Raw genomic sequence first — 22,076 nt, 5'->3', positions numbered from 1 at the left:
TTATCCCTCATAGAAATAACTTTCTGCTAATTCACGCACCGTCATTTGTTCTGTTTCATCGCTTAATTTTGCAATAATGCTTCGTTCAATTGCACGCATTACTGGAATATATACACTTAAATCACATGCATCGATAATACCGCGAATACTTGCAGCTTCTTCACTTACACGGCCATCGCGAGCAAGCGGCATCAGGTCACTTGCGAATGCTACAAAATTTTCGATTGTTGCTGTTTCCTTTAATTTCGATTCTGCTAATAAGAGTTCTTTTAATGTATCACCTTGAATATAAGGAACTTCAATAATAACAAAGCGATTTTTTAATGCTTCATTTAGTTCGCTCGTTCCAACATAGCCTTCGTTAATCGCCGCAATTACACGATATTCATCACTACCGTACACAACTTCTTGTGTGAATGGATTTGTAATCATTTTACGATAGTCTAGTGCACCGTGAAGAAGCGGAAGTGTTTCTGGTTTTGCCATGTTAATTTCGTCGATATAAAGGAAGTGACCGTTTTTCATTGCTTTCATTAATGGACCATCAACGAAAGTAACTTCAGATGCACCGTCTGTTGTTGTTAATGTGTTGTATCCTAAAATACCTTCTACATCTAAATCAACAGAACAGTTAATGCTATGCATTGGCTTTTGGAATAAATAAGATAACGTTTCCGCAAGAACGGTTTTCCCACTTCCAGTAGGGCCTTTTAATAAAACGTTTTTCCCAAGAAGTAATGCAGTAATTGCATCTTCAATAATGCTGTTATCTGATGCTTTATACATTTTTGTTCCAATTAAAGTAGCAGCATTGCCAGCTGTATGTTTATTTGTTTCGTGAATATTTACAAGTTGCTCTTTTAATCCTTCATGTATATGAAATTGTTCTAACATGTATTTCCCACCTAACATTATTTTCATAAAGTAAACAATCCTTCTTATGATAACGCGTTTTCATAGGCGAAGCAAAGAAAAAACATCTTCCAATTTGGAAGATGTTCCCTTATCTCGCTATTCGTGGGCAGTAAGACTCCCACCTCAATATTTAGAGAGAAGCAAAGAGGATAGGTGGCCCCACACTGATGGAAGTTTCACTTTATAAAAGTGGCGAAATAAGTCGCATTAGTGATTCAAGCATTCTTTTTCGAATGCTTCTCTTTTGAAATACTTCCCAGCGAATTTCTGTGGAATCTTTAAAGTCTTGTTCGAAATCACGTTTAATATCAAGGACAGTCGAAGAATCATATAACATAGCGATTAATTCATAATTCAGTTCAAAACTACGAATGTCCATGTTCGCTGTTCCAATTGTTGCAATTTCCTCATCAATTAATACAATTTTAGCATGCATAAATCCGTCTTTATAACGATAAATAGAAACGCCTGCTTCTAATAACGGGGCAAAATAAGATTGAGAAGCTTGATCGCTTATAACGCTATCGCTTATACCAGGATATAGAATACGGATATCAATTCCAGCGATTGCACTTAAACGTAGTAATGTTAATGTTTCTTGATCGGGAATAAAGTATGGCGTTGCAATCCAAATGGAACGTTTTGCAGATGTCATAGCCGCTAATAGGGCATTTCGAATTGTTTTGTCATTTGCACTCGGGCCGCTTGCGACAATTTGGACAGCACCTTCTGCGTCAACGGTCCACCTTGGAAAATATTCTTTATTCATGAAAGGTTCCCAAGAATAGCTATTTAATCCACTACATGCGTATAACCAATCTTCTAGAAAGATGGCTTGTAGCTTGTACAATGCTTTCCCTTCAAGTTTTAAATGACTATCTCGCCAAATTGGAAATTTCTTAGAACGACCAAGATATTCATCTCCAACATTCAATCCGCCTGTAAATCCAATTTTTCCATCAATAATAATAATTTTACGATGATTCCGGTAGTTGACGGTTTCGATTAGCCACGGAGAAAGGATAGGTTCGAATTCTACTACTTCAATTCCTGCGTCCTTCATCGGTTGCAAAAAGCTGCTTCGTAACTGGGAGCTTCCGAGGTCATCAAATAAAAAGCGGACAATTACACCAGCTTTTGCTTTTTCAATTAAAGCATCCCGGATCTTTGTTCCAATTTCATCAGCTCGATAAATGTAATATTGAATATGAATGTGATGTTTTGCCTCTTGAATGGAGGTCAAAATTTCTGTAAATGTTTCATCTCCGTTTGTTAGTAATTTTGTTGCAGTTTCATTAGCGATGGGTCCCCCGCCAAATTTTTGAACGATAGTAGCCAAATGGGCAGCGCGTTCATTTAGAGGTGCTGGTATTTCTTGTTTTAATCGACTTCCTTCTAAAATTGCGCGGAACACCTTTCTTCGCTCTTCATCACGATGTAAATGTTTTTTTCGGCGCCATCTGCTTCGACCAAATAGTGCATACAAAAACACACCAAAAACAGGAAGAATTGCTAATACTAAAAACCAAGCTAACGTACTTTGTGGGGAGCGGTTTTCAATAAAGATGATGAAAGCAATACCAAGAGATGTAATAAAGAATACTGTTCCAACGAAGGTATATAACGATATGGATGATTTGTTTAATAGAAATAATATAACAGTTGTAATTGCAATAACGAATAATAATTGCAGAACGCGATTTTTCATTGGTAGGAATGTCACCTTTTTCTGATTAGTTATATCCTTATTATAAAGTGTTTCATTTTCATTAAACAATAGCCCGCGCTTCCTAAATTTGTCCTGTGTATATCTGTATTGTCGGCGGGTTTGGTCATGTGGCATGCCGAACTACAGTTACGTATTATTAAAAGGTACTGATTTAAAGGAGATTTTTGAGTGTGGGGTCTAAAAACTATTATAGGAAGAGATATCATCTGTTAGAGCGGGTAGTGTTTTTTTGTTCTTCATTTCACTAGTTAAAAAGAGTGTAGATAATAGAGGGAGATCTAGATTCGAGACCTTCACTCCTATAAAGCTGTGGAAGTTTTCATAATTATAGTTAAAACGAGGAGGATTATACTTGTTGTGTTCAAGAAGCATAAGGTTTTATGATAAGGTATCTATACAAAATTCATTTAATTTAATATGATCATAATAAAATTTCAAATGTTAAATATGATAGGAAAAGGAGGAGATGGCTGCTAAATAGGCTGTATAATCGCAAAATCGTTAAGTATTTATTGGTAATTGATTTTTTAGTATCAATGCGTGTTATTATATATTTCGTCATTCATCTCTTGTTCCTCAAATATTGGTGTTATGAGTATTGCTGTGCTTCATTATATATTATGTACTCGTTATGTATTTTCAACTAAGACAAATTCATAGACTGGCTCTGTTTATTTATTAACCTTTATGAGGGGAAATTTTTTCTTAAATTCTATTTTACGGATCTTGTATGATGTTTTACATATTTCGTTTCAATATTCTAAAGTAATTTCAGTAGGAGAAAGTTTTTTTAAAATTATGGAGTTCGTAATGTATGATTTACGAATGCTGAAAAATGGTTAAAGGAGAAATTGTAATGATTACAAAATATCGTTTACATTTTTATTTGAATGCAAGACATTATGTATCTATCAATGGAAATAAGTCTACTGTACATCCACATACATGGGAAATTACATTGCTTATTTCACATGATGGAGCTGAAGAGTTAAATTTTGCTCATATTGAAGATGTCATTGGGGGGTATTTAAATGAATACCAGGGAACATGCTTAAATGATTCTCCTAGATTTTCAGGAAAAAATTGTACGATGGAGCAAATTGGGAGAATCTTTTTTACAGACTTAACAGAGAATTTAAGAAAACAGCACGTGCCATTAGAAGAATTAACAATTAGTGAAAATCCAATGCGACAATATGTTATTCAAAGAGGATAGAGAGGAAAGTAGTATGACAATTGAACAACGAAAACGAGTTTGGCTGTTTTTTTTTCAATTTTCTTTATTAGTAGCATGTGCTTTACTTATGTCATGGTATGTGAATCGTTTCGGGCGTTATCCGTGGGGTTCGGACACGTATGGACACTTATATAAAGCAAATTTACTATATGAAGAGTTTCAAAAAGGAAACTGGTATGTTAATTACAGTGCTGAATGGTATAACGGATTTCAACCATTTCGATTTTGGGCACCTTTATCTTATTATATCTTAGCTGTATTACGAATGTTTACAACGGATATGATTGGAGCTTATCAATTATTTTTTATTTTTCTTTTTATTGTAGGGGGCTTGGGCTGGTTATTGTGGGGAGTGTATACAAAACGGCAATGGCTAGCATTTTTTATTAGTATATTATGGTTCTTTGTTCCGGAAAATCTTCGCATTTTATTTGCAGAAGGAAATGTTCCCTTTTGTACTATAACATCGATATTACCATTTCTATTTTTAATATTTTACCGTGCAGTACGTGAAAAAAGAATTCACTTGTACATAATTCTTTCTATATTAATGGCAATTATAACACTCATTCATCCGATGTTAACAGCTATGGTTGGTATTTCATTCTTTTTATTTTGTCTTATCGACTCAATTGTAAACAAAGAGATGATTCATAAGTTTATTGTTCTCATCTATGCTGCATTAGGGATTTGTTTATCTGGATTTTGGCTATTTCCAGCACTAAATGGCGGTATTATTGGAATGGACCGAGATGCTAATTTAGAAGTAATGGCACTACACTCTTATCCATTAACTGTTTCGTTGCATCCATTTTTACGTTTTAATGATATTGAAATGTATTATTTTGGACTTTCGTTTGCCTTGCTTGCTTTATTTGGTTTACTTTTTGGATCCAAAAAACAGGTGACAGGGTTTTCGGTTGCATTATTAATTATGATAGGCACAACAAAACTAGCTCTACCACTCTTACAGAATATGCCTCTTGTTCAAGTATTATGGATGCGCCGCTTTACTGCAATGGCCATGGCGATGATCTTATTTTCTTTTTTATTATGGAAAAATCTTCGTAAGTCTCTTATGTGGATGTTTATTTTGTTGTTAGCTGTTGATTCAGGTGCTTCTTTTTATACAGTTGGATTTAACCGAGAGTTTCCGAAAGGACAAGCTGAAGATTTAGATGTAGCGATTTCTGCAGCATCGCAGCGTATATCAATGTTAGATAACTCCGAATATGGTTCTTTTCCAAGTTACTATTTATCCTATCATGGAAAACAAAATAAGGTAAAAGATCAAGTGTATGGATGGGCATGGCAAGGCGCAACAACGACACAAAATTTAGTACAAATTAATACAGCATTAGAACATGAATATTATGATATTTTATTTGATCGTACTTTAGAAGCAGGAGCGGATACATTTGTATTAAAGAAGAATTTTGTTAAGCACCCAGAGGAAATGAAGAAATGGGCCAAACAAGTAGGATATGAATTAATAAAGGAGACACCTAGTAACTATATTTATAAATATCCTATCGAAGGAAATTTTGGAACGAAAGTGCAATATGAAGGGATTGCAATTGGAAAATATGCACCCAATATCACTTATATGTTTCCACAATTGTTAATAGGGGACAAAATGAACATTGATGACTACACTTTTAGCGAGTTGAAAAATTATAAAGTTGTTTACATTTCAGGATTAGCTTATAAAGATAAGAAAGCGGCGGAACAGTTAGTAAAAAAATTGGCTGATTCTAATATTAGAGTGGTAATTGATACAGCTGGAATGACAGAGCCATTTCTGAATGTAAATGTGCAACCAATTTCGCTGCAAGGTGAGTATGGGGAATTATATTATAAAGATAAAAAAATAAAAACAAAACCGTTTCCTAAAAAATCAAGTGATTGGAGAACGAATATTATTAGTAATACAAACAATTCAGAATCACAGTTATATGTTAATAAACAGATTTTGAATTATACTTCTACAAGCAAGAATGATAACTTAATTTTTATGTCATTAAATATTCCTTATTATACATTTTTAACGAAAAATGAAGATACATTGCAAGTTCTTGAGGATGCTTTGCAATTAAAAGCTAATACATTACCAAAAAGAGAAGTCGTACCAGTACGTTTAAAACGAAATCATAATGAAGTAATTGTTGATAGTGAACAAGTAAATGTGCTTGTACCTGTTGCAGCAATTGATGCTTTCCAAACAGTAGAAGGTAAATATGAAAAAATGAATCAATTTATGAATGTGAAGACGAAACATGTGAAAGTACATGTTGGGTACCCATATATGCTACAAGGTGTTATTTTATCAGTGAGTGCTTTATGTATAATTTGTAGTTTATCGTATGGAATGTATAGAAGACAAAGAAGGGAGGGAGAAGCATGAGTTTTATTATAATGGGTATTTTATTAATTACACTTTGTGCTTTCGGTTATATGATGATGCAACGTATTGGATTACGTTTTTTTGCTTTTGTAGTAGGAAGCGTAGGTTTTTTTACAATTTGTATGATGTACTTTCTGTCTTATATTGAGAAATACACAAACCTTATGAATTCCTATATGTTAGAGTGGATTTCGAATGTAGTTCCAGTATTTCATGTACATAGTGAATTTGCATTAATAACAATTGAAACAGGAAAAGATATTGTAACCATGGTATTGGATTATGAATGCTCTGGTGGTATTGAGTTACTTGTGTTTCTTTCTCTAGTGCTTTTCTTCCCGTTTGGAAATATAAAAACAAAGGTATTATCAACTATTTTTGGTGTATTGTTTTTATTTGTAGCAAATATTTTGCGGTTGTTATTCATTATTGTTATGACAAAGATATTTGGAGCAGAAGCATATAAGCTTGTTCATATGGTATTTGCTCGTATTCTTTTTTTTGGTTTAACAGTATATCTTTATTATGTATTATTTACACTTGTTCAAATCAAATATCAGAAAGTGGGTGAATTAAAGTGACGATGGATGCTTTTTTACAGGAAGCCTTTTTTTGGACTGCGTGGCTTATTATTCCGTTACTTGTTGATTTTCTCACTGGCTTTGCAAGTGCTATTGTTGTATTGCATGCTTACTTAAAAAAGAAAGAGGTAGAATTAACCTTTTTTCCATATGTAACCATTCTTGTTCCTGTATATAATTCTGAGAAAACATTGGGAGATTGTTTGAATTCAATTGTAGCTCAACAATATCCATTGAAAAATATACAAGTTATTTTAATTGACAATGGTTCGGAAGATAGATGTTTTGAGGTGTTTCAACAATTTCAAATGGAGAATCCGGTTTTAAACATTAGATATATAAAATCAAAGCAAGGAAAAGCACAAGCTTTGAATCAAGGAATCTATCTTTCAAGAGGAAGATATATTTTAAATGTGGATTCAGACGGTATGCTTGATTCAAGAGCCGTTTATAATACAGTAAGAAAATTTGAGCAAGATATGAGTATTTCAGCAATGACCGGTGTGGTTATGATTAATCCTGAGTTAATTCAAGAAAATAATAAACCATTATTAAAATTATTACAGCGCTGTGAGCTGTTTGAGTATGTAGAAGCATTTTTAGTAGGGCGAGGCTATCAATCAAAGCGTAATTCTATTTTTACGTTATCAGGAGCGTTTTCAGCATTTCGAAAAGAGGTATTAACAAAAACACAAATGTATAATATTGAAACGCTTGGAGAAGACACGCATATGACAACGCAAATTCGTCTTATGTACGATGGAAAAGTAGCATTATGTGAAGACGCTTTTTTCTATGTAGATCCAATTGAATCTGCGGACCGTTTGTACGTACAAAGGCAACGCTGGCAACGTGGCAGTATAGAAGTTACTGCGTTATTTAATAAATTCTTAAGTAAAAAAATGCGAGGTAGTTTAGATGTACTTCGCTATACAATGATTAAAGATCATACATTAATTTTTTCAAGAATGATTTGGCTTTTTGCGCTAGTATACTTAATGTTTTTAGATTATCCATTATATTTAATTGTAACTGCAAATATTATTCTTTATTTTTGTTATGTAGCAAATTCGTTGTTGTTTTATGCCGTTTCAAAATTGTATTTGAAGCCACAACCACATGTAAAGAAATATATGCGTAAGCATATATATGCAATATTTTTACTTCCATTTTATCGGATGTTTATCTTTTTTTGCCGCATTGCTGGAACGATTAATGCAAAAGAAGAGAAAGCAAGCTGGAATGTGCGTGCATTAAGTGAAGAAATGCAGATGATTCGTGAGAAAATGAAGAAACAGTTTTCCTTCTATTTTAAATTTAAGAAATGGATTAATGGCAGCAGTGATAAATGATTTTATATGAGCACGATTCATTAATGGAGGATATCTACTATGAAATCTAGAAAACTACTTGCGTCACTTTTAGTCAGTATAAGTTTATTAAATATCGGACAACTACAAGTATTCGCAGAAACTAAGAAATCTCCTATTACAATTGACGGGAATTTTTCTGATTGGAATAATATGCCGTATGTTTCGGATAGAAAAGGTGATGTGCCAAATGGAATGAATAATGAAGATATTACGGGTGTTAAATATTACTCCGATGGTGAGTACTTATATTTATATGTAGAAAGACAATCGGCAGGACATTCTAAGCAAGATGGCTGGACATTTCACGTGATTTTTCCAGATGCGAAACAAGGCGGGAGAGGTAACTCGGAATCCATTGAGGTAAATGGTAAATGTCAAATGGTTCAGTATCGTTATGCAATTGTAAATCTTATTAGTGGAAAAGGGAATGAATATTCTCTAAATGTGGACTCAGGAAAATACCAAGAACAAACCCTTTCTGTAAGTGATAATAAGAAGGAAATGGAATTCCGAGTTCCTTTAAAAGAATTTGGACTAGATAAGCAGAAGGAGATTCGCTTTGCATTAAAATCAAATGTAAATGGAGAAGTTTGCCCGGCAAAAAATACAATTGACTGGGTTCCAGACAGAGATGGCTGGATTAACATTGACAATGGTCCAACATTATGGCAATTCTCTGCAATCATAGGATTTGGAATCGCAGGATTTGCAGCATATCGCATTTTTCGTTTTCAAAAGCGAAGTAAAAACTAGTCGTTTAGTAGACTAGTTTTTATTTTATACATCAGATGAGTAGATTATCGCATTTTAAATGAAATGATTTCCAATTTTTTAATGAAAAAGTGTAAATATTTTGGTATTATTATTTTATAATTTTATATATAGTTATTGCGTTGATAGTGAACAAGAATAAAACGTGCTATGATGTTTGTATTCAAAAGTTGTAATTAGAGATATTTATAAAATAAAATTCTTGTCAGTGAGGTTTCTATTGATTGGTAGCTTAATCAATGGAACTTTTATAAGTATAAAAAAGAAAACGTATTGTCTTGTTATTAAGAGAGGAAAACAAGGAGAGATAGTGCATGATAGAGCAGCAAGATCTTGTGTTACATGATTCGTCGCTCAATGGGGCGATGAAAGCATTGCAAGATATAAAATTTGCTTTAGATGAATCATCAATTGTTGCTATTACTGACCGGGATGGTTATATTACATACGCAAATGAAAAATTTTGTAAAATTTCGAAGTATACAAAGGAAGAACTAATTGGACAGAATCATCGCATTTTAAATTCTGGATATCATCCAAAGTCTTTTTTTAAGCACTTATGGAAGCGTATTCTAAGTGGAAAAGTTTGGCGTGGAGAAATACGTAATAAAGCAAAAGACGGATCCTATTATTGGGTAAGTACTACCATTGTTCCTTTTCTAGATGATAGCGGGGAACCATATCAATTTGTTTCCATTCGAAATGAGGTAACAGGACGAAAAGAGATGGAGCAACGGTTAAGGGTAAGTGAAAGTCGCTATCGTAAATTAGCATATCATGATATGCTAACGGGCTTGCCAAATCGTTTACAATTAACGACATTAGCAAATAAACATGTAGACGGAAAAACACCGTTTAGTCTTATTTATTTTGATTTAGATCGTTTTAAATTGGTAAACGATACATTAGGACATGCGATGGGGGATTTATTACTTGAAGAAGTGGCATCACGTCTCTACTATGAATTAAGTGATATGGATGTGCTCTCAAGATTTGGCGGGGATGAATTTGTCTTATTAACGCAAAAGAATACCTTAAAAGATCTACAACAGTTAGCAAGTTTGATTCTTTCTTGTTTTCAAGAACCATTTATACTAGATGGAAATGAAGTATATGTTTCTGCTAGTTTAGGAATATGTTCATATCCAAAAGATGGTGAGGATATTGAAGTTTTATTAAAAAATGCAGATTTATCAATGTATAGTGCAAAAGAGCAAGGCAATAACCCTATTTGTTTTTTTACAGATGATTTACGAGCAAAAGTGCATCGGAAAATGGAAGTTGAACTTGTATTGCAAAAGGCAATTCGTGACGAAAAATTAAAAGTAGTAATGCAGCCAATCGTCGATTTACAAACAAAGCAATACTCTGGGGTAGAGACATTACTACGCTGTTATACGGAAGAAGGGCCGATTTCTCCGTCTGAATTTATTCCAATTGCAGAAGAATGTGGATTGATTTCAAAGTTAGGGGATTGGATATTAGAGCAATCATGTAGAATATTTAAAACATTGCCGGCATATGCAGAAGGTTTACAGTTATCTGTAAATATATCCATTCAACAAATTATGCAAAAGCGTTTTATACCTGCTTTGCGTAGTATATTAGCGCGTACGTCATTTTCACCAAATCGATTAATTTTAGAGATTACTGAGAGTATCGCGATAAGCCACTTTGAGGATATTATTGCTTCCCTTCAAGAATTAAGAAATATGGGAATTTTAATTGCACTAGATGATTTTGGAACAGGGTATTCATCGTTATATTATTTAAAGCGGTTACCACTTGATATTGTAAAGATTGATCGTAATTTTATTCAAGAATTTCATCATATCCAGGCACAATCTGAAAGAACAATTGTAAAATCGGTTATTGACATTGCACATAGTTTAAATATGAAGGTTGTTGCAGAAGGGGTGGAAACTGTTGAACAAGAAACGTTACTACAATCAATGGGATGTGACTATGTACAAGGATTTTATTATGCTAAGCCGTTAACAGTATCAGAATTAAAAAATGAATTTTAACCGAAAAACACTAGCTCTTTAGGGAGCTAGTGTTTTTAAGTTTAACTAATTTTTGTATTAAGTGTTTCTATGTTCTTTTCAGTAGTATTTTTCATGATAAATGGATAAATAATTAATCCGATTACGAATAATCCTATTCCTAGGAAAAAAGTTTTCATATCAGCTGTTCCTGTTTTGATAACCCAAATGGAATAGATAAGAGCAAGTACTGTAACTACACCGTCAAGTTTACGAGAGCCTTGCATGTTCTCATATGTTTCACCAGTAATAATAAGTTTTAATTGATATAATGTTGAAACAAGATATGGAATTAAATAAGCAAGCGTAGCGACAACAACAGCAAAGCTATACGCCTCTGATACTGAACCGGAAATAGTAGAGAATAAGAATATTTGTGTCATGATATTTGTTAGTAATAATGAGTTCTTTGGGCTTCCCTTTTTATTTGTTTTTCCAAAGAAAGCTGGGAATAATCCGCTTTTTGCTGCTTGATAAGGAACTTCTGCACTTACAACAATCCAGCCGACTGTAGAGCCGAATAGGGAGACAAGTGCTAGGAATGCCATAATATATGCACCCTTATTACCGATAGCCATATTTAATGCATCAACCAATGGTTTTTGTGATGCTTTCAGCGCATCTTGTGGAAGAGCACCCATTGTTAACAATGTAATTGCTACATAAATTAGAAGAGCAATTACTAATCCGAAAATCGTAGCTTTTTTTACATCGCGTTGTGACTTTGCGCGGTTGGAAAGCATAACAGCTGACTCGATACCAATAAACGCCCAAAGTGTTGAGATGGCAGCAGCATTGATTTGTCCGCCTAATGGAATGGACTTTCCAGCTTCATTCATAAAAGTTTGACCATCACCGAAATTAGCTGCATTAAAAATGAATAATGTAATGATAATAAACATTGTAAATCCAATAATTTTTGCGACAGTTGCCAGTAAATTCATATTACCAGCACGATCAATATTTTGAGAAAGAATATATTGAATGCCCCATAGCATAATACTACATACAGCAAATGTTAAGGCTTTTCCAAGCTCTAATGAAAAACCATTTGTTGTGAATAAAATTTGTTTACTTTGCAGAACTGGGAAGAACGTAGATAAATATCCAGCAAATGAAATAATGACAGAAGCTGTTGCAGCCCAGTTTGCAGCCCAGTATCCCCATGCCATGCTATAACCAGCCACTTTACCAGCTTTTGGTGATGTAAACATTGCTTGCGCATAGCTTTGCGGACCTGCTTTTAAATTTGGTTTTCGCATTGCTAAGTTTCCGAACACGAGTGCAATCATAAATACACCAAGACCAGTAATTGTCCATGCAAGCGTGGATCCCATTGGTCCTGATACTTGCGCTAAATTTGCTGGAAGCATAAACACGCCGCCGCCAACCATATTTCCAACAACGAATGCTGTTAAAACCCATAAACCCCATTTTTTTGTTGCCATGATTGTCTAACTCCTTTTTGTAATAGTTTTTTTGTTTTATTATTTTTTGTACCTAGTGTTTTTTGGAAATAAAAAAGAGCCATGTAGATAAAAAATACCTACATGGCTCTTTGCCTAACGTAGGTACAACGGGAATAACCCTTGTACCTACGCGTGAATTTTTCCGCTAGGTTTCAAGGGTTTACGTATGATGATGATGTTTTTGTGCAAATGTAACTACAGTTGTATAAGTAAGCATAGTTCTTTGCTCCCTTTCTCCTCTGATTTTGAAGTAAGTATACTACATGTTTTTTAGAAAGGGAAGAGAAAAATATAAACTTTTTTATAAAAATTCATACAGGTGATTAAATATTTACCCTGTTTTTTCTTACTATTTGTAAAGTAACAAATTTAGGAATTCATTTTTAACATACTGTAATCACAAAATTGTAGGCGCTAGATGTTCATGAGATGAAAACAGAAGACGGAAAGTATGTTTTCGTATTTATATCTCTTTTTACAGGGAATAGTAAGGTTGTTACTGAGCGTTTGTAATATTTTTTGATGGACATGGAGGAAAGTAAATGGAAAATAGGAAGTCCGCTAGAGCTCTTATGTGGGGGATAATCTTTGTATGTGTTGTCCTTTTTAACTTTTCAAAACCAACATACGCTTATATTCCTTCTGAAGATCAAATTGTAAAGAGCAAACCAAATCATTATGGAACTGAGGAAAACCAACCGGCATACGATATTTGGGGACAAACGATTTCGCAAAAAAAGGCGAATGAGTTGTTGAAAACGAATGAAGGCAAAATGTTATTATCACCACAAAACGGAGCAGTGAAAATTGACAAGAATTTATTAAAAGTGGGGAGAGAGTCTTTTTATGAAGAAACATTTGGAAATGAAGTGTTTCTTACAGACATAATGGGGATTTTAAATGGTGCGTTAACTTTAGAAAATATTAAAAAAGCAATTTACGACTTGCATGGAAAAGGGACAACAAATTTACGTGTCGAACTGGCGAAAACTGTGAAAATAGGAGATAAAACGTTTGAAAAAGGAACAAAGGTTGATACGGGTTTAGATGTTGCAAGAGGTTCTAATGAAGTGTTAGGGATGCCTATTATTAAGCCTGAAGGAAAAGAGAAGATAGGAGTAAGCTGTGCTGCATGCCATGCAACGGTAACTAGAGATACAAAAAAAGTGATTGAAGGTGCTGCAAATAATGATTTTAATGGTGGCCTCATTTTAGCACTAGGGACAAATTCAGCAGCTTATTTTTCTCGTGCAGAAATTAAGTCATTACAAGACTATATAAAAGATTTAGGGCGAACAGTAGTGACTTCTGATGGGAAAAAAGCTCCGCTTCCTGATCCAGAGATGATAGAGGAGACTGTAGATCGTACTTTATTAAAATGGCCAAGCGGAAATTTTGATGCGAGTAGTGATTTGGTGAATAATCCAACACAAATTCCAGATTCTTTTACATTTGGAGATCATCCTTATGGGTGGAATGGGTTTGCACAAGCTGGTCCGTTTAAAGGGCTAAGTGTAATTAATAGTGCTGTAAATATTCAAGGATCAGATTTAACGACATTAGCACATGCTAGTCCATTCCTTTTCAAAATTGACAAGGAAGTTTATTTAGGAACAATGTTACAAAATGCAGCGAATCCAAAATATCGATATGATCCTAAAAGTGGAAAGAAACCATCTGATTTTTTTGCTTCAGTTGATCCGACCCCAGGAGTTCCAGGAGTAAATGAGTTAATTATGCTTCCGACATTTCCAAGGCCGTCTTTAATCTCTCCTAATGGTTTATTATCAAGTTCCCCTGGCTATCGGGTTATGGAGCAAAATAATGGAATGTCGGCATTACAAAATACATTTGTTTCTCCTAAGCCCCCATTATCTGTTGATGAAAAGACGATAAAACAAGGGAAGAGTGTGTTTATACGTGCAGGTTGTATTACTTGTCATGCTGGACAAGCCTACACAAATAATCGAATTATCCCAGTTAATGAAATTAAGACCGAGCCATCAAGAGCGAAATCATTTGAAGCGATAGGTAAAAGTTTAGCAGATCCTATCATATATTCACCAGATACACCAGTACCTGTACCGAAAGGAGCGAAACAGTTAAAAGTTCCGGCTTATTCGTTAGATAAGGAGAAAATTGATTTAGCATATATGTTAAATGGTTCACCTGGTGGTTACAAAGTTCCAAGTTTGTTAGGGCTTTATTGGGGAGCGCCGTATTTACATGATGGAGGTATTGCGGTTGGCCAAAACGTGGAGAGTGAACTAGGTATGACAGGAACGGTATCAAAAGGAATTGAGCCTAATCCGTTTAACAGTTTACGAGCATTAATTGATCAAAACTTGAGAAGAAAAGTAATTGAAGCAAACAAAAGTTCAAAGGATTTACAAGACACACATATTACGGGAGAAGGACACGAATATTGGATAGATTCTTCTACAGGTTTTTCAAAACAAGAGCAGGAAGCTTTAATCAACTATTTACTCACATTAGAATGAAAACTTCTGCCACTTATCCCTTTCGGATCTTGAAGTGGGGGTCTCTCCGTGTATCACCTTCAAGAGATGCTTAACACGACAGCTGCCTGATGGTACAACCCCTCTATTCCATATGTAACAGGAAATAAAAAAACGTCATTTTGAAAATAGATTGATCAAAACGGCGTCTTTCTTTTCACTAAAATACAATTTTTTATAATAGAGTTTGAATCGAAGGCATTCACTCTTATCCATTTATAATCACTCCACCGTTTACATGAAGAATTTGTCCTGTCACATATGAGGAGTCGTCCGACGCCAAATAAACATAGGAAGGTGCCAGTTCAAAAGGTTGTGCAGTACGTTTCATTGGCGTAGTGCTTCCAAGTGTTGCATAAAGTTCCGGCGGAGCGCTTGAAGGGATAAGAGGGGTCCATACAGGCCCTGGAGCAACGCCATTGACCCGGATTCCTTGATTAATGACTGATAATGCTAACGAGCGGGTAAATGCAACGACAGCTCCCTTGGAAGCGGCATAATCAATGGCGGGATCAAGTCCGTTGTATGCGGCGAGTGAAGCCGTATTGATAATAGAGCTTCCATTTTTTAAATAGGGCATGGCTGCTTGTGTTAAATAAAAATATGAAAAAATGTTTGTTTTAAAAGTACGTTCGAGCTGCATTGCTGAAATGTCGCTGATACTTGCTTGTGTATGTGCTTCTCCCGCATTATTGACCAGGATTTCAAGGTGGCCAAATACTTCCATTGTCTTTTTAACGACAGAATGACAAAACCCGATATCCCCAATATCACCTGCGATTGTCAGGCATTGTCTGCCCAATTGGTTCACTCTGTCTTTTGTTTCGGATGCATCCCCATGCTCATTTAAATAAACAATTACAATATCCGCCCCTTCTTTTGCGAAAGCAATGGAGACAGCCCGGCCGATACCGCTGTCTCCCCCAGTAATGATGGAGACTTTGTTCAATAGTTTGTTGCTTCCAGAATAATTAGGGTTTTCGGAGAGAGGTCTTGGAATCATCAAAGATTCAATACCCGGCTGCTGAGGTTGGTACTGCGGGGGAAATTCGATTGGAACTGTATCGCACTGTTCTACAAACCCAAAATGCTTAGACATAATAAGCCAGCCCCCTTCGGTTATATGTGATTTAGCATATTCTTCAAAAGATTATAGGTGCATGCCCATTCCCTATCTGCGTAAACACAAAGTTGGACATCATTAGGTACTTCCATTTCAGTTGTGATTTAGGCTGTTATTTAGGGTGTTAAATGAAAAATCCAGAAGAAACAGGAAATTTATGTTAAATTATAAAGAGAAATGATAAAATTCTTTACTTGCTTAAGAAAAGAACAGGATTGATTTTTTATATATTCTTAGGGGTGGAAGTATGGATAATCTTTATAAAATAGCTGTAATTGGTGGAACTGGTAAGGTAGGACGTTATATAGCTTCAGAAGCGTTAAAAAATGGCTATCAAGTTCGTATGCTTGTTCGAAATCCAAAAAAATTAAAATGTAGCGATGATAAAATTGAAGTTGTAACAGGTGATGCAGGGAATATTGATACAATAGGACAACTACTCGAAGGGTGTCAAATCGTTATAAATTGTTTTGGTCAACCAATGAGAGATACACCTATGTATAGCAGAGTTACAAGAGATATACTTAAAGTAATGAAGGAAAAGGATATTAAGAGATATATTGGAGTTACAGGAGCTTCTCTCAACATTATAGGAGATGAAAAAAGTCTTTTAAATAAGATTGGAGCAAAAATGTTTGAAATGTTCTTTTCCAAAATGATGAAAGATAAAAAAGAAGAGCTGGATATTCTTTTGGAAAATAAAGAACTAGATTGGACACTAATAAGACTGCCTTTTGTAAAAGAGGGTGTTGAAGTAAGAACAGTCAAAGAAAGTCTTACCGATATGCCTGGAACAATGATTTCAAACAAAGAAATAGCAAGTTTTATAATTAGTCAGATTGATAACAAAGCGTATATTCATAAAACACCTTTTATTGCGATTTAATATAGGACTATCCTCATATGACAATAGGGAGCCTTCAGGGTATAACTCCATTATAAAAAAAAGCTCAGAGTATAAAAACTCTGAGCTTTTTGTACGCTATTTACTATGTGAATTAACTTGCGAATTCAACTGTTATTTCTTTTGTTATTTGCATGATAAATATTATTTAGAAATTACTGTAAATAAAAGGGGGATGTGATAATCTTATAAGGAGTGTTTTGTTAAGGAGTGGGAGCTTGCCGTATGTCGTACATATTTTAAGTATTTTCATGATTTTTGTAGGAGGAATCAGTTTATATCGCTCTCTTAAATATAAAGGGCATGGAGCTTATTTTAAAGTGAAAAAATTGAAAATTCCGTTATGGATCATTACATTAGGCGTTTCACTATTTGTTATGAGCATGGGTATTTATGCACTAATATTAGAGGGGAAATGGTAAGGAATATAGGAATGGAGTATATCACTATGTAAGTTTAAATCTAAGTGAATTGTAATAAATTTGTTTACTTGTATAGTTATAGTCTTCCATTGCTTGGATTGAGAAGGAGTAGAACGTTCTGCTTCTTTTTTTATTTTATAGCAGTGATTCTACGATTTATGGCGAATTACGTAGAGAGGAAAGGAGTGGTCATATGGAATTAGTAGTTGAACGAGTATTTACAAAAGAAATTTTACAAGAAGGGGCAAAACGCTTCGGTGTAACTGTTATGGAAGAACCGCTTGGAGACTTTGAAAATTATATTTTTCGTGCGGAGGGAGAAGGAAGTACATCATATGTGCTTCGTTTGACACATTCATCTCATCGTACATATAAGCAAATTGAGGCCGAATTAGATTTTCTAGCATATCTCGGGAAAAACGGTGCAAAGGTAGCTGCGCCGCATCGCTCAAAAAATGCTCTATTTGTTGAAAGTCTACAAGCAACTGATGGAACTTTTTTTTATGTTTCTCTTTTTGATTATGCAAAAGGAGAAAGGGCGAAAGATAACGATCCCAACATTTGGAATGATAAGCTCTTTTATGCTTGGGGGAAAGCAATTGGTCAGTTACATCGCCTTACAATGCATTATCCGAAAACAGAGAATCGTGTTACATGGATGGATGATGAGATTACGATTATTGATATGTTAAAAGAAGATAATGAACTGCATCAAATTGCCTATGAAATTGTAGCAGAAATTAAGAATTCACCTTCTACAAGTCGTACATTCGGACTCATTCATGGGGATATTCATCACGGGAATTTTCACTATGAAAATGGAGAGTTAACAATCTTTGACTTTGATGATGCAACGTATAATTATTTTGTCCATGACCTTGCAATGGTTGTATATTATTCAGTTTTACGAAAAGATTGGTCAGAGGAAGAAAAGGCGGCTTTTACACGTCACCAGTTGCAAGTATTGCGAGAAGGGTATGAGACAGAGCATATTCTTGATGATTCCGTATATGATACGATACCACTTTTCATGCGCCTTCGAGATGTTACTTTATATGGAACAATCATGAAAAAGTTTAACGGTAAGGAAATGCCAGAGCATTTTCAAACATTAACAAAGGCTATTCGTCAAAGAATTTTGGCAAAAATAGCAATTGTTGAATGTTAAAAAAAAGCTGACTTAAGACACCCTTTCGTGGAGTCATAGTCAGTTTTTTCTTTTTTGGGCTACTTCGATTATATAGATTATATTAGATAGTTGCGATTCTGTTTTTTTTACTAAATAAATATATTCTGTGTTTTTATGCGAAAATGTGTTTATTTTCTCGGGATAATATTAAATTGCATAAGGTGTATATTTTATACCTTATGTATATCCTGGAAATTCCAATTATAAAGAAGGAATATAGAACAGATAAACAAGAAGGGGTTTCGTAAAAAGAATGAAGAAGCAAAGAGAGCGATTTCTTTGCTTCTTTTTTATGCCTAAAAGATTACTAGTTATTTTTTTAGATGTTTTCGAATATAAAAAACTATACAAGCTTTTTGAGTTGTAAAGGAGGGGAGTAGATTGATTGTTTTTCGCGATGTTAACAAATATTACGGCAGCTTTCAGGTTTTAAAAGATATTAATTTACAAATTGAAAAAGGGGAAGTTGTCGTAGTCGTTGGCCCATCGGGGTCAGGGAAAAGTACGTTGCTGCGCTGCATAAATCGACTAGAGATGATTACTGATGGTGAATTGTTTGTGAATGGTGTAAACATATATGGTGTAAAGAAAGATATAAATCAATTAAGACGAAGCATCGGCATGGTATTTCAACATTTTTATTTATATCCTCATAAAACGGTGCTTCAAAATATTACACTTGCCCCCATAAAAGTACTCAAAAAGTCGAAAGAAGAAGCAGAAAAAATTGCTATGTTTTATTTAGAAAAAGTAGGAATTACAGATAAAGTAAATGCTTATCCGCACCAGCTATCAGGCGGACAGCAACAGCGCGTTGCCATTGCGAGGGGGCTAGCGATGAAGCCGGAAATTATGCTGTTTGATGAACCAACTTCTGCACTTGATCCTGAAATGATTGGCGAGGTACTCGACGTTATGAAAACATTAGCAAAAGAAGGCATGACGATGGTTGTTGTTACACATGAGATGGGATTTGCCAGTGAGGTAGCTGATCGTATTTTATTTATGGACAAGGGTCAAATTGTGGAAGAAGCAGCACCTGCTGATTTCTTTGCGAATCCAAAGCAAGAACGAGCCCGATTATTTTTAAGTCGTGTGCTTAATCGTTAAGGGAGGAATTAGATGATTAAAATGAAAAAGTGGTTCACGCTTATTGTTTGTGCGTGTTTATTTATACTGATTTTAGCTGGGTGTGGAAATAAGAAAGAGGAAACGAAAGAAGCTGTAAAAAATGAGAAAGAAACCGTTATTGATCAAATTAAGAAACGTGGAAAATTAGTTGTCGGTGTGAAGTATGATACGAATCTATTTGGATTAAAGAATCCGGCAACGGGAAAGGTAGAAGGATTTGATATTGATATTGCAAAAGCACTTGCGAAAAAAATTTTAGGCGATGAGAATAAATTAGAATTAAAAGAAGTTACTTCTAAAACGCGCATTCCAATGCTGAAAAACGGTGATATTGACTTAATTATTGCGACAATGACAATAACCGAGGAACGTAAAAAAGAAGTTGATTTCTCAGATGTGTATTTTAAAGCTGGGCAATCTTTACTTGTAAAAAAAGGAAGTGGAATTAAGGATATAGCTGATTTGAAAAAAGGGGTAAAAGTGTTGGCTGTAAAAGGCTCTACTTCTACGAACAATATTCGTGCCAAAGCACCGGAAGCGACTGTACTTGAATTTGAAAATTACAGCGAAGCATTTACGGCATTGAAGGCAGGACAAGGTGATGTTTTAACAACAGATAATGCCATTTTATATGGTATGGAAAAGCAAGATGCAAACTATGAAGTAGTTGGAAAAAAATTCACGGACGAACCGTATGGCATTGCGGTGAGAAAAGGCGAAACGGAGCTTACGAAAGTAATTAATGAGTTGCTAAAAGAGATGCAAGCAAGTGGAGAATACGATAAATTGTATGAAAAGTGGATTGGGAAAAAGCCTGAATAAAACTACAAAATATAGGATAACAAGAGGATGAGAAATAATCATCCTCTTGTTATGAAGAAAGAGGGGAGAGTTTGTGCCCAATTTTTCTATTCTCTCAAATAATCTAGATTTGTATTTAGAGGGATTCAAATATACGGTGATGTCTAGTCTTACTGCGTTAATTGGTAGTTTTATTGTTGGTATCATAATCGCAGTGATGCGAATTGCACCAATTCGGATTCTAAATTGGCTTGGTGCAGCATATGTAGAGTTTATTCGGAATATCCCTTTAGTTTTAATTGCATTTGCTTTTTATTTTGCTTTTCCGGTAATTGGCATTACATTAAGTGGCTTTGTTGCTGGTACAACTGCACTTACTATATATACAGCGGCTTTTATTACAGAGGCAATTCGGGCGGGAATTTTATCAGTTCCGAAAGGGCAGATGGAAGCAGCGCGTTCTTCTGGCTTAACGTATGTGCAAGCGATGTATCATATCATTTTGCCGCAAGCGATAAAAATTGTGATTCCGCCGCTAGGCAATCAATTTCTAAATTTAGTGAAAAACTCTTCTATACTAGGTATTATCGCTGGGGCGGATTTAATGTACCAAGGTGATTTAATCTCTACAAGAACATTTGTCACATTTGATGTATATATATTTGTTGGTATGTTTTATTTACTTTTAACTGTTCCGCTTAGCGTGGGTGTTCGATACTTAGAGAAACGCTTGGCGAAGGGAGCTGTGTAAATGGATTTTCGAGGTGCTTATACAGGGGATCATATTATCTTTTTACTAAAAGGATTACTTGTTACGTTAGAAATTGCTCTTATAGCAATCTTTCTTAGTTTTGTAATTGGTAGTGTAATTGGTACGTTACGATATACGAAAATGCCTGTTGTATCAGCAATACTTGCCTGTATTGTTGAAATCATTCGTAATTTACCGTTGTTATTAATTATTTTCTTTACATATTTTGCGCTCCCAGAAGCTGGATTGAAATTAGAGATTACAACAGCGGCCATTGTGGCTTTGACGATATTTGAAGCAGCGATGATATCAGAAATTATTCGCAGTGGTTTATTATCAATTGAGAAGGGACAAATTGAAGCAGCGCGTGCCTCTGGACTATCGTATGTACAGACGCTTCAGCATATTATTTTACCGCAAGCACTGCGGCGTATGGTGCCGCCGCTAGTCAGTCAATTTATATCTCTTTTAAAAGATACATCGTTGGCGGTCGTAATTTCATTGCCAGAATTAATGCATAATGCTCAAATTATTAATGGTCAAAATGTAAACTATATGATTCCAATGTTTCTTCTCGTTGCATGTATGTATTTCATTGTAAATTATAGCTTGTCGATTTTTTCAAGACGTTTAGAAAGCAGATAACTCTTGCATTTTTTTTATGCAAGAGTTATTTTTTTAGAAAAGTTTTAATTTTATATAGAAATTGTAA

18 protein-coding genes are annotated in these 22,076 nt (G+C 34.7%); 14 read left to right on the top strand and 4 right to left on the bottom strand.

The window, feature by feature from the left end:
* Window positions 1-894, bottom strand: coding sequence for an AAA family ATPase (locus AB1279_RS20955; RefSeq protein ID WP_429752259.1), 894 nt, complete (start codon window positions 892-894; stop codon window positions 1-3).
* Window positions 895-1,096: 202 nt separating this feature from the next.
* Window positions 1,097-2,623: a cardiolipin synthase gene (locus tag AB1279_RS20950; RefSeq protein ID WP_429760772.1), complete on the bottom strand. Its 1,527-nt coding sequence runs from the start codon at window positions 2,621-2,623 to the stop codon at window positions 1,097-1,099.
* Between the two features lie 877 nt (window positions 2,624-3,500).
* Here AB1279_RS20950 and AB1279_RS20945 point away from each other — a divergent pair.
* The 6 genes from AB1279_RS20945 to AB1279_RS20920 all read left to right on the top strand — a co-directional run bounded on the left by AB1279_RS20945 (window position 3,501) and on the right by AB1279_RS20920 (window position 11,037).
* Entirely contained in the window at window positions 3,501-3,860 is a 360-nt protein-coding gene (locus tag AB1279_RS20945) for a 6-carboxytetrahydropterin synthase (protein WP_336484003.1), read from the top strand.
* Between the two features lie 13 nt (window positions 3,861-3,873).
* Entirely contained in the window at window positions 3,874-6,285 is a 2,412-nt protein-coding gene (locus AB1279_RS20940) for a 6-pyruvoyl-tetrahydropterin synthase-related protein (protein ID WP_429760771.1), read from the top strand.
* Window positions 6,282-6,866: an exosortase family protein XrtG gene (gene xrtG, locus AB1279_RS20935; protein ID WP_429760769.1), complete on the top strand. Its 585-nt coding sequence runs from the start codon at window positions 6,282-6,284 to the stop codon at window positions 6,864-6,866. The genes AB1279_RS20940 and xrtG overlap by 4 nt, the downstream gene beginning before the upstream one ends.
* A 2-nt stretch (window positions 6,867-6,868) precedes the next feature.
* On the top strand, window positions 6,869-8,218 hold the full coding sequence (locus tag AB1279_RS20930) for a TIGR03111 family XrtG-associated glycosyltransferase (RefSeq protein WP_429761520.1): 1,350 nt from the start codon (window positions 6,869-6,871) through the stop codon (window positions 8,216-8,218).
* A gap of 39 nt (window positions 8,219-8,257) precedes the next feature.
* A complete protein-coding gene (locus AB1279_RS20925; RefSeq protein ID WP_429760768.1) occupies window positions 8,258-8,992 on the top strand; it encodes a Firmicu-CTERM sorting domain-containing protein in 735 nt (244 codons plus the stop codon).
* 332 nt (window positions 8,993-9,324) lie between these two features.
* Entirely contained in the window at window positions 9,325-11,037 is a 1,713-nt protein-coding gene (locus AB1279_RS20920) for a putative bifunctional diguanylate cyclase/phosphodiesterase (RefSeq protein ID WP_429760767.1), read from the top strand.
* Between the two features lie 41 nt (window positions 11,038-11,078).
* Here the strand turns inward: AB1279_RS20920 and AB1279_RS20915 are convergent, their stop codons facing one another.
* The gene (locus AB1279_RS20915; RefSeq protein WP_429752248.1) at window positions 11,079-12,503 is read right to left on the bottom strand and encodes an amino acid permease; all 1,425 of its coding nucleotides are present in this window, start codon (window positions 12,501-12,503) and stop codon (window positions 11,079-11,081) included.
* 563 nt (window positions 12,504-13,066) lie between these two features.
* Here AB1279_RS20915 and AB1279_RS20910 point away from each other — a divergent pair.
* Window positions 13,067-15,025 (top strand): electron transport protein, encoded by a 1,959-nt coding sequence (locus tag AB1279_RS20910; RefSeq protein ID WP_429760766.1) that lies wholly within the window; start codon window positions 13,067-13,069, stop codon window positions 15,023-15,025.
* Between the two features lie 226 nt (window positions 15,026-15,251).
* On the opposite strand, the gene AB1279_RS20905 is transcribed toward AB1279_RS20910, so the two are convergent.
* The gene (locus tag AB1279_RS20905) at window positions 15,252-16,142 is read right to left on the bottom strand and encodes an SDR family oxidoreductase (protein WP_429752245.1); all 891 of its coding nucleotides are present in this window, start codon (window positions 16,140-16,142) and stop codon (window positions 15,252-15,254) included.
* 271 nt (window positions 16,143-16,413) lie between these two features.
* Between AB1279_RS20905 and AB1279_RS20900 the strand changes: the two genes are divergently transcribed.
* The 7 genes from AB1279_RS20900 to AB1279_RS20870 all read left to right on the top strand — a co-directional run bounded on the left by AB1279_RS20900 (window position 16,414) and on the right by AB1279_RS20870 (window position 22,009).
* Window positions 16,414-17,052, top strand: a complete 639-nt coding sequence (locus AB1279_RS20900; RefSeq protein ID WP_429760764.1) for an NAD(P)-dependent oxidoreductase — start codon at window positions 16,414-16,416, stop codon at window positions 17,050-17,052.
* A 236-nt stretch (window positions 17,053-17,288) separates the two neighbouring features.
* Window positions 17,289-17,492: a hypothetical protein gene (locus tag AB1279_RS20895; RefSeq protein WP_429752241.1), complete on the top strand. Its 204-nt coding sequence runs from the start codon at window positions 17,289-17,291 to the stop codon at window positions 17,490-17,492.
* Window positions 17,493-17,685: 193 nt separating this feature from the next.
* Entirely contained in the window at window positions 17,686-18,660 is a 975-nt protein-coding gene (locus AB1279_RS20890; RefSeq protein WP_429760762.1) for a phosphotransferase enzyme family protein, read from the top strand.
* Between the two features lie 402 nt (window positions 18,661-19,062).
* Entirely contained in the window at window positions 19,063-19,791 is a 729-nt protein-coding gene (locus AB1279_RS20885) for an amino acid ABC transporter ATP-binding protein (protein ID WP_429760761.1), read from the top strand.
* A 12-nt stretch (window positions 19,792-19,803) separates the two neighbouring features.
* Window positions 19,804-20,634, top strand: coding sequence for a glutamate ABC transporter substrate-binding protein (locus tag AB1279_RS20880; protein ID WP_429760760.1), 831 nt, complete (start codon window positions 19,804-19,806; stop codon window positions 20,632-20,634).
* A gap of 73 nt (window positions 20,635-20,707) precedes the next feature.
* On the top strand, window positions 20,708-21,364 hold the full coding sequence (locus AB1279_RS20875) for an amino acid ABC transporter permease (protein WP_429760758.1): 657 nt from the start codon (window positions 20,708-20,710) through the stop codon (window positions 21,362-21,364).
* Window positions 21,365-22,009: an amino acid ABC transporter permease gene (locus AB1279_RS20870; protein ID WP_429752229.1), complete on the top strand. Its 645-nt coding sequence runs from the start codon at window positions 21,365-21,367 to the stop codon at window positions 22,007-22,009.
* Window positions 22,010-22,076: the final 67 nt, after the last annotated feature.

It is taken from the genome of Bacillus sp. S14(2024) (genome assembly GCF_050473785.1).
Taxonomy (GTDB): Bacteria; Bacillota; Bacilli; order Bacillales; family Bacillaceae_G; genus Bacillus_A; species Bacillus_A yunxiaonensis.
Note: the sequence above shows the minus strand (reverse complement) of the source record. Positions and strands in the feature narration are given on the sequence as shown.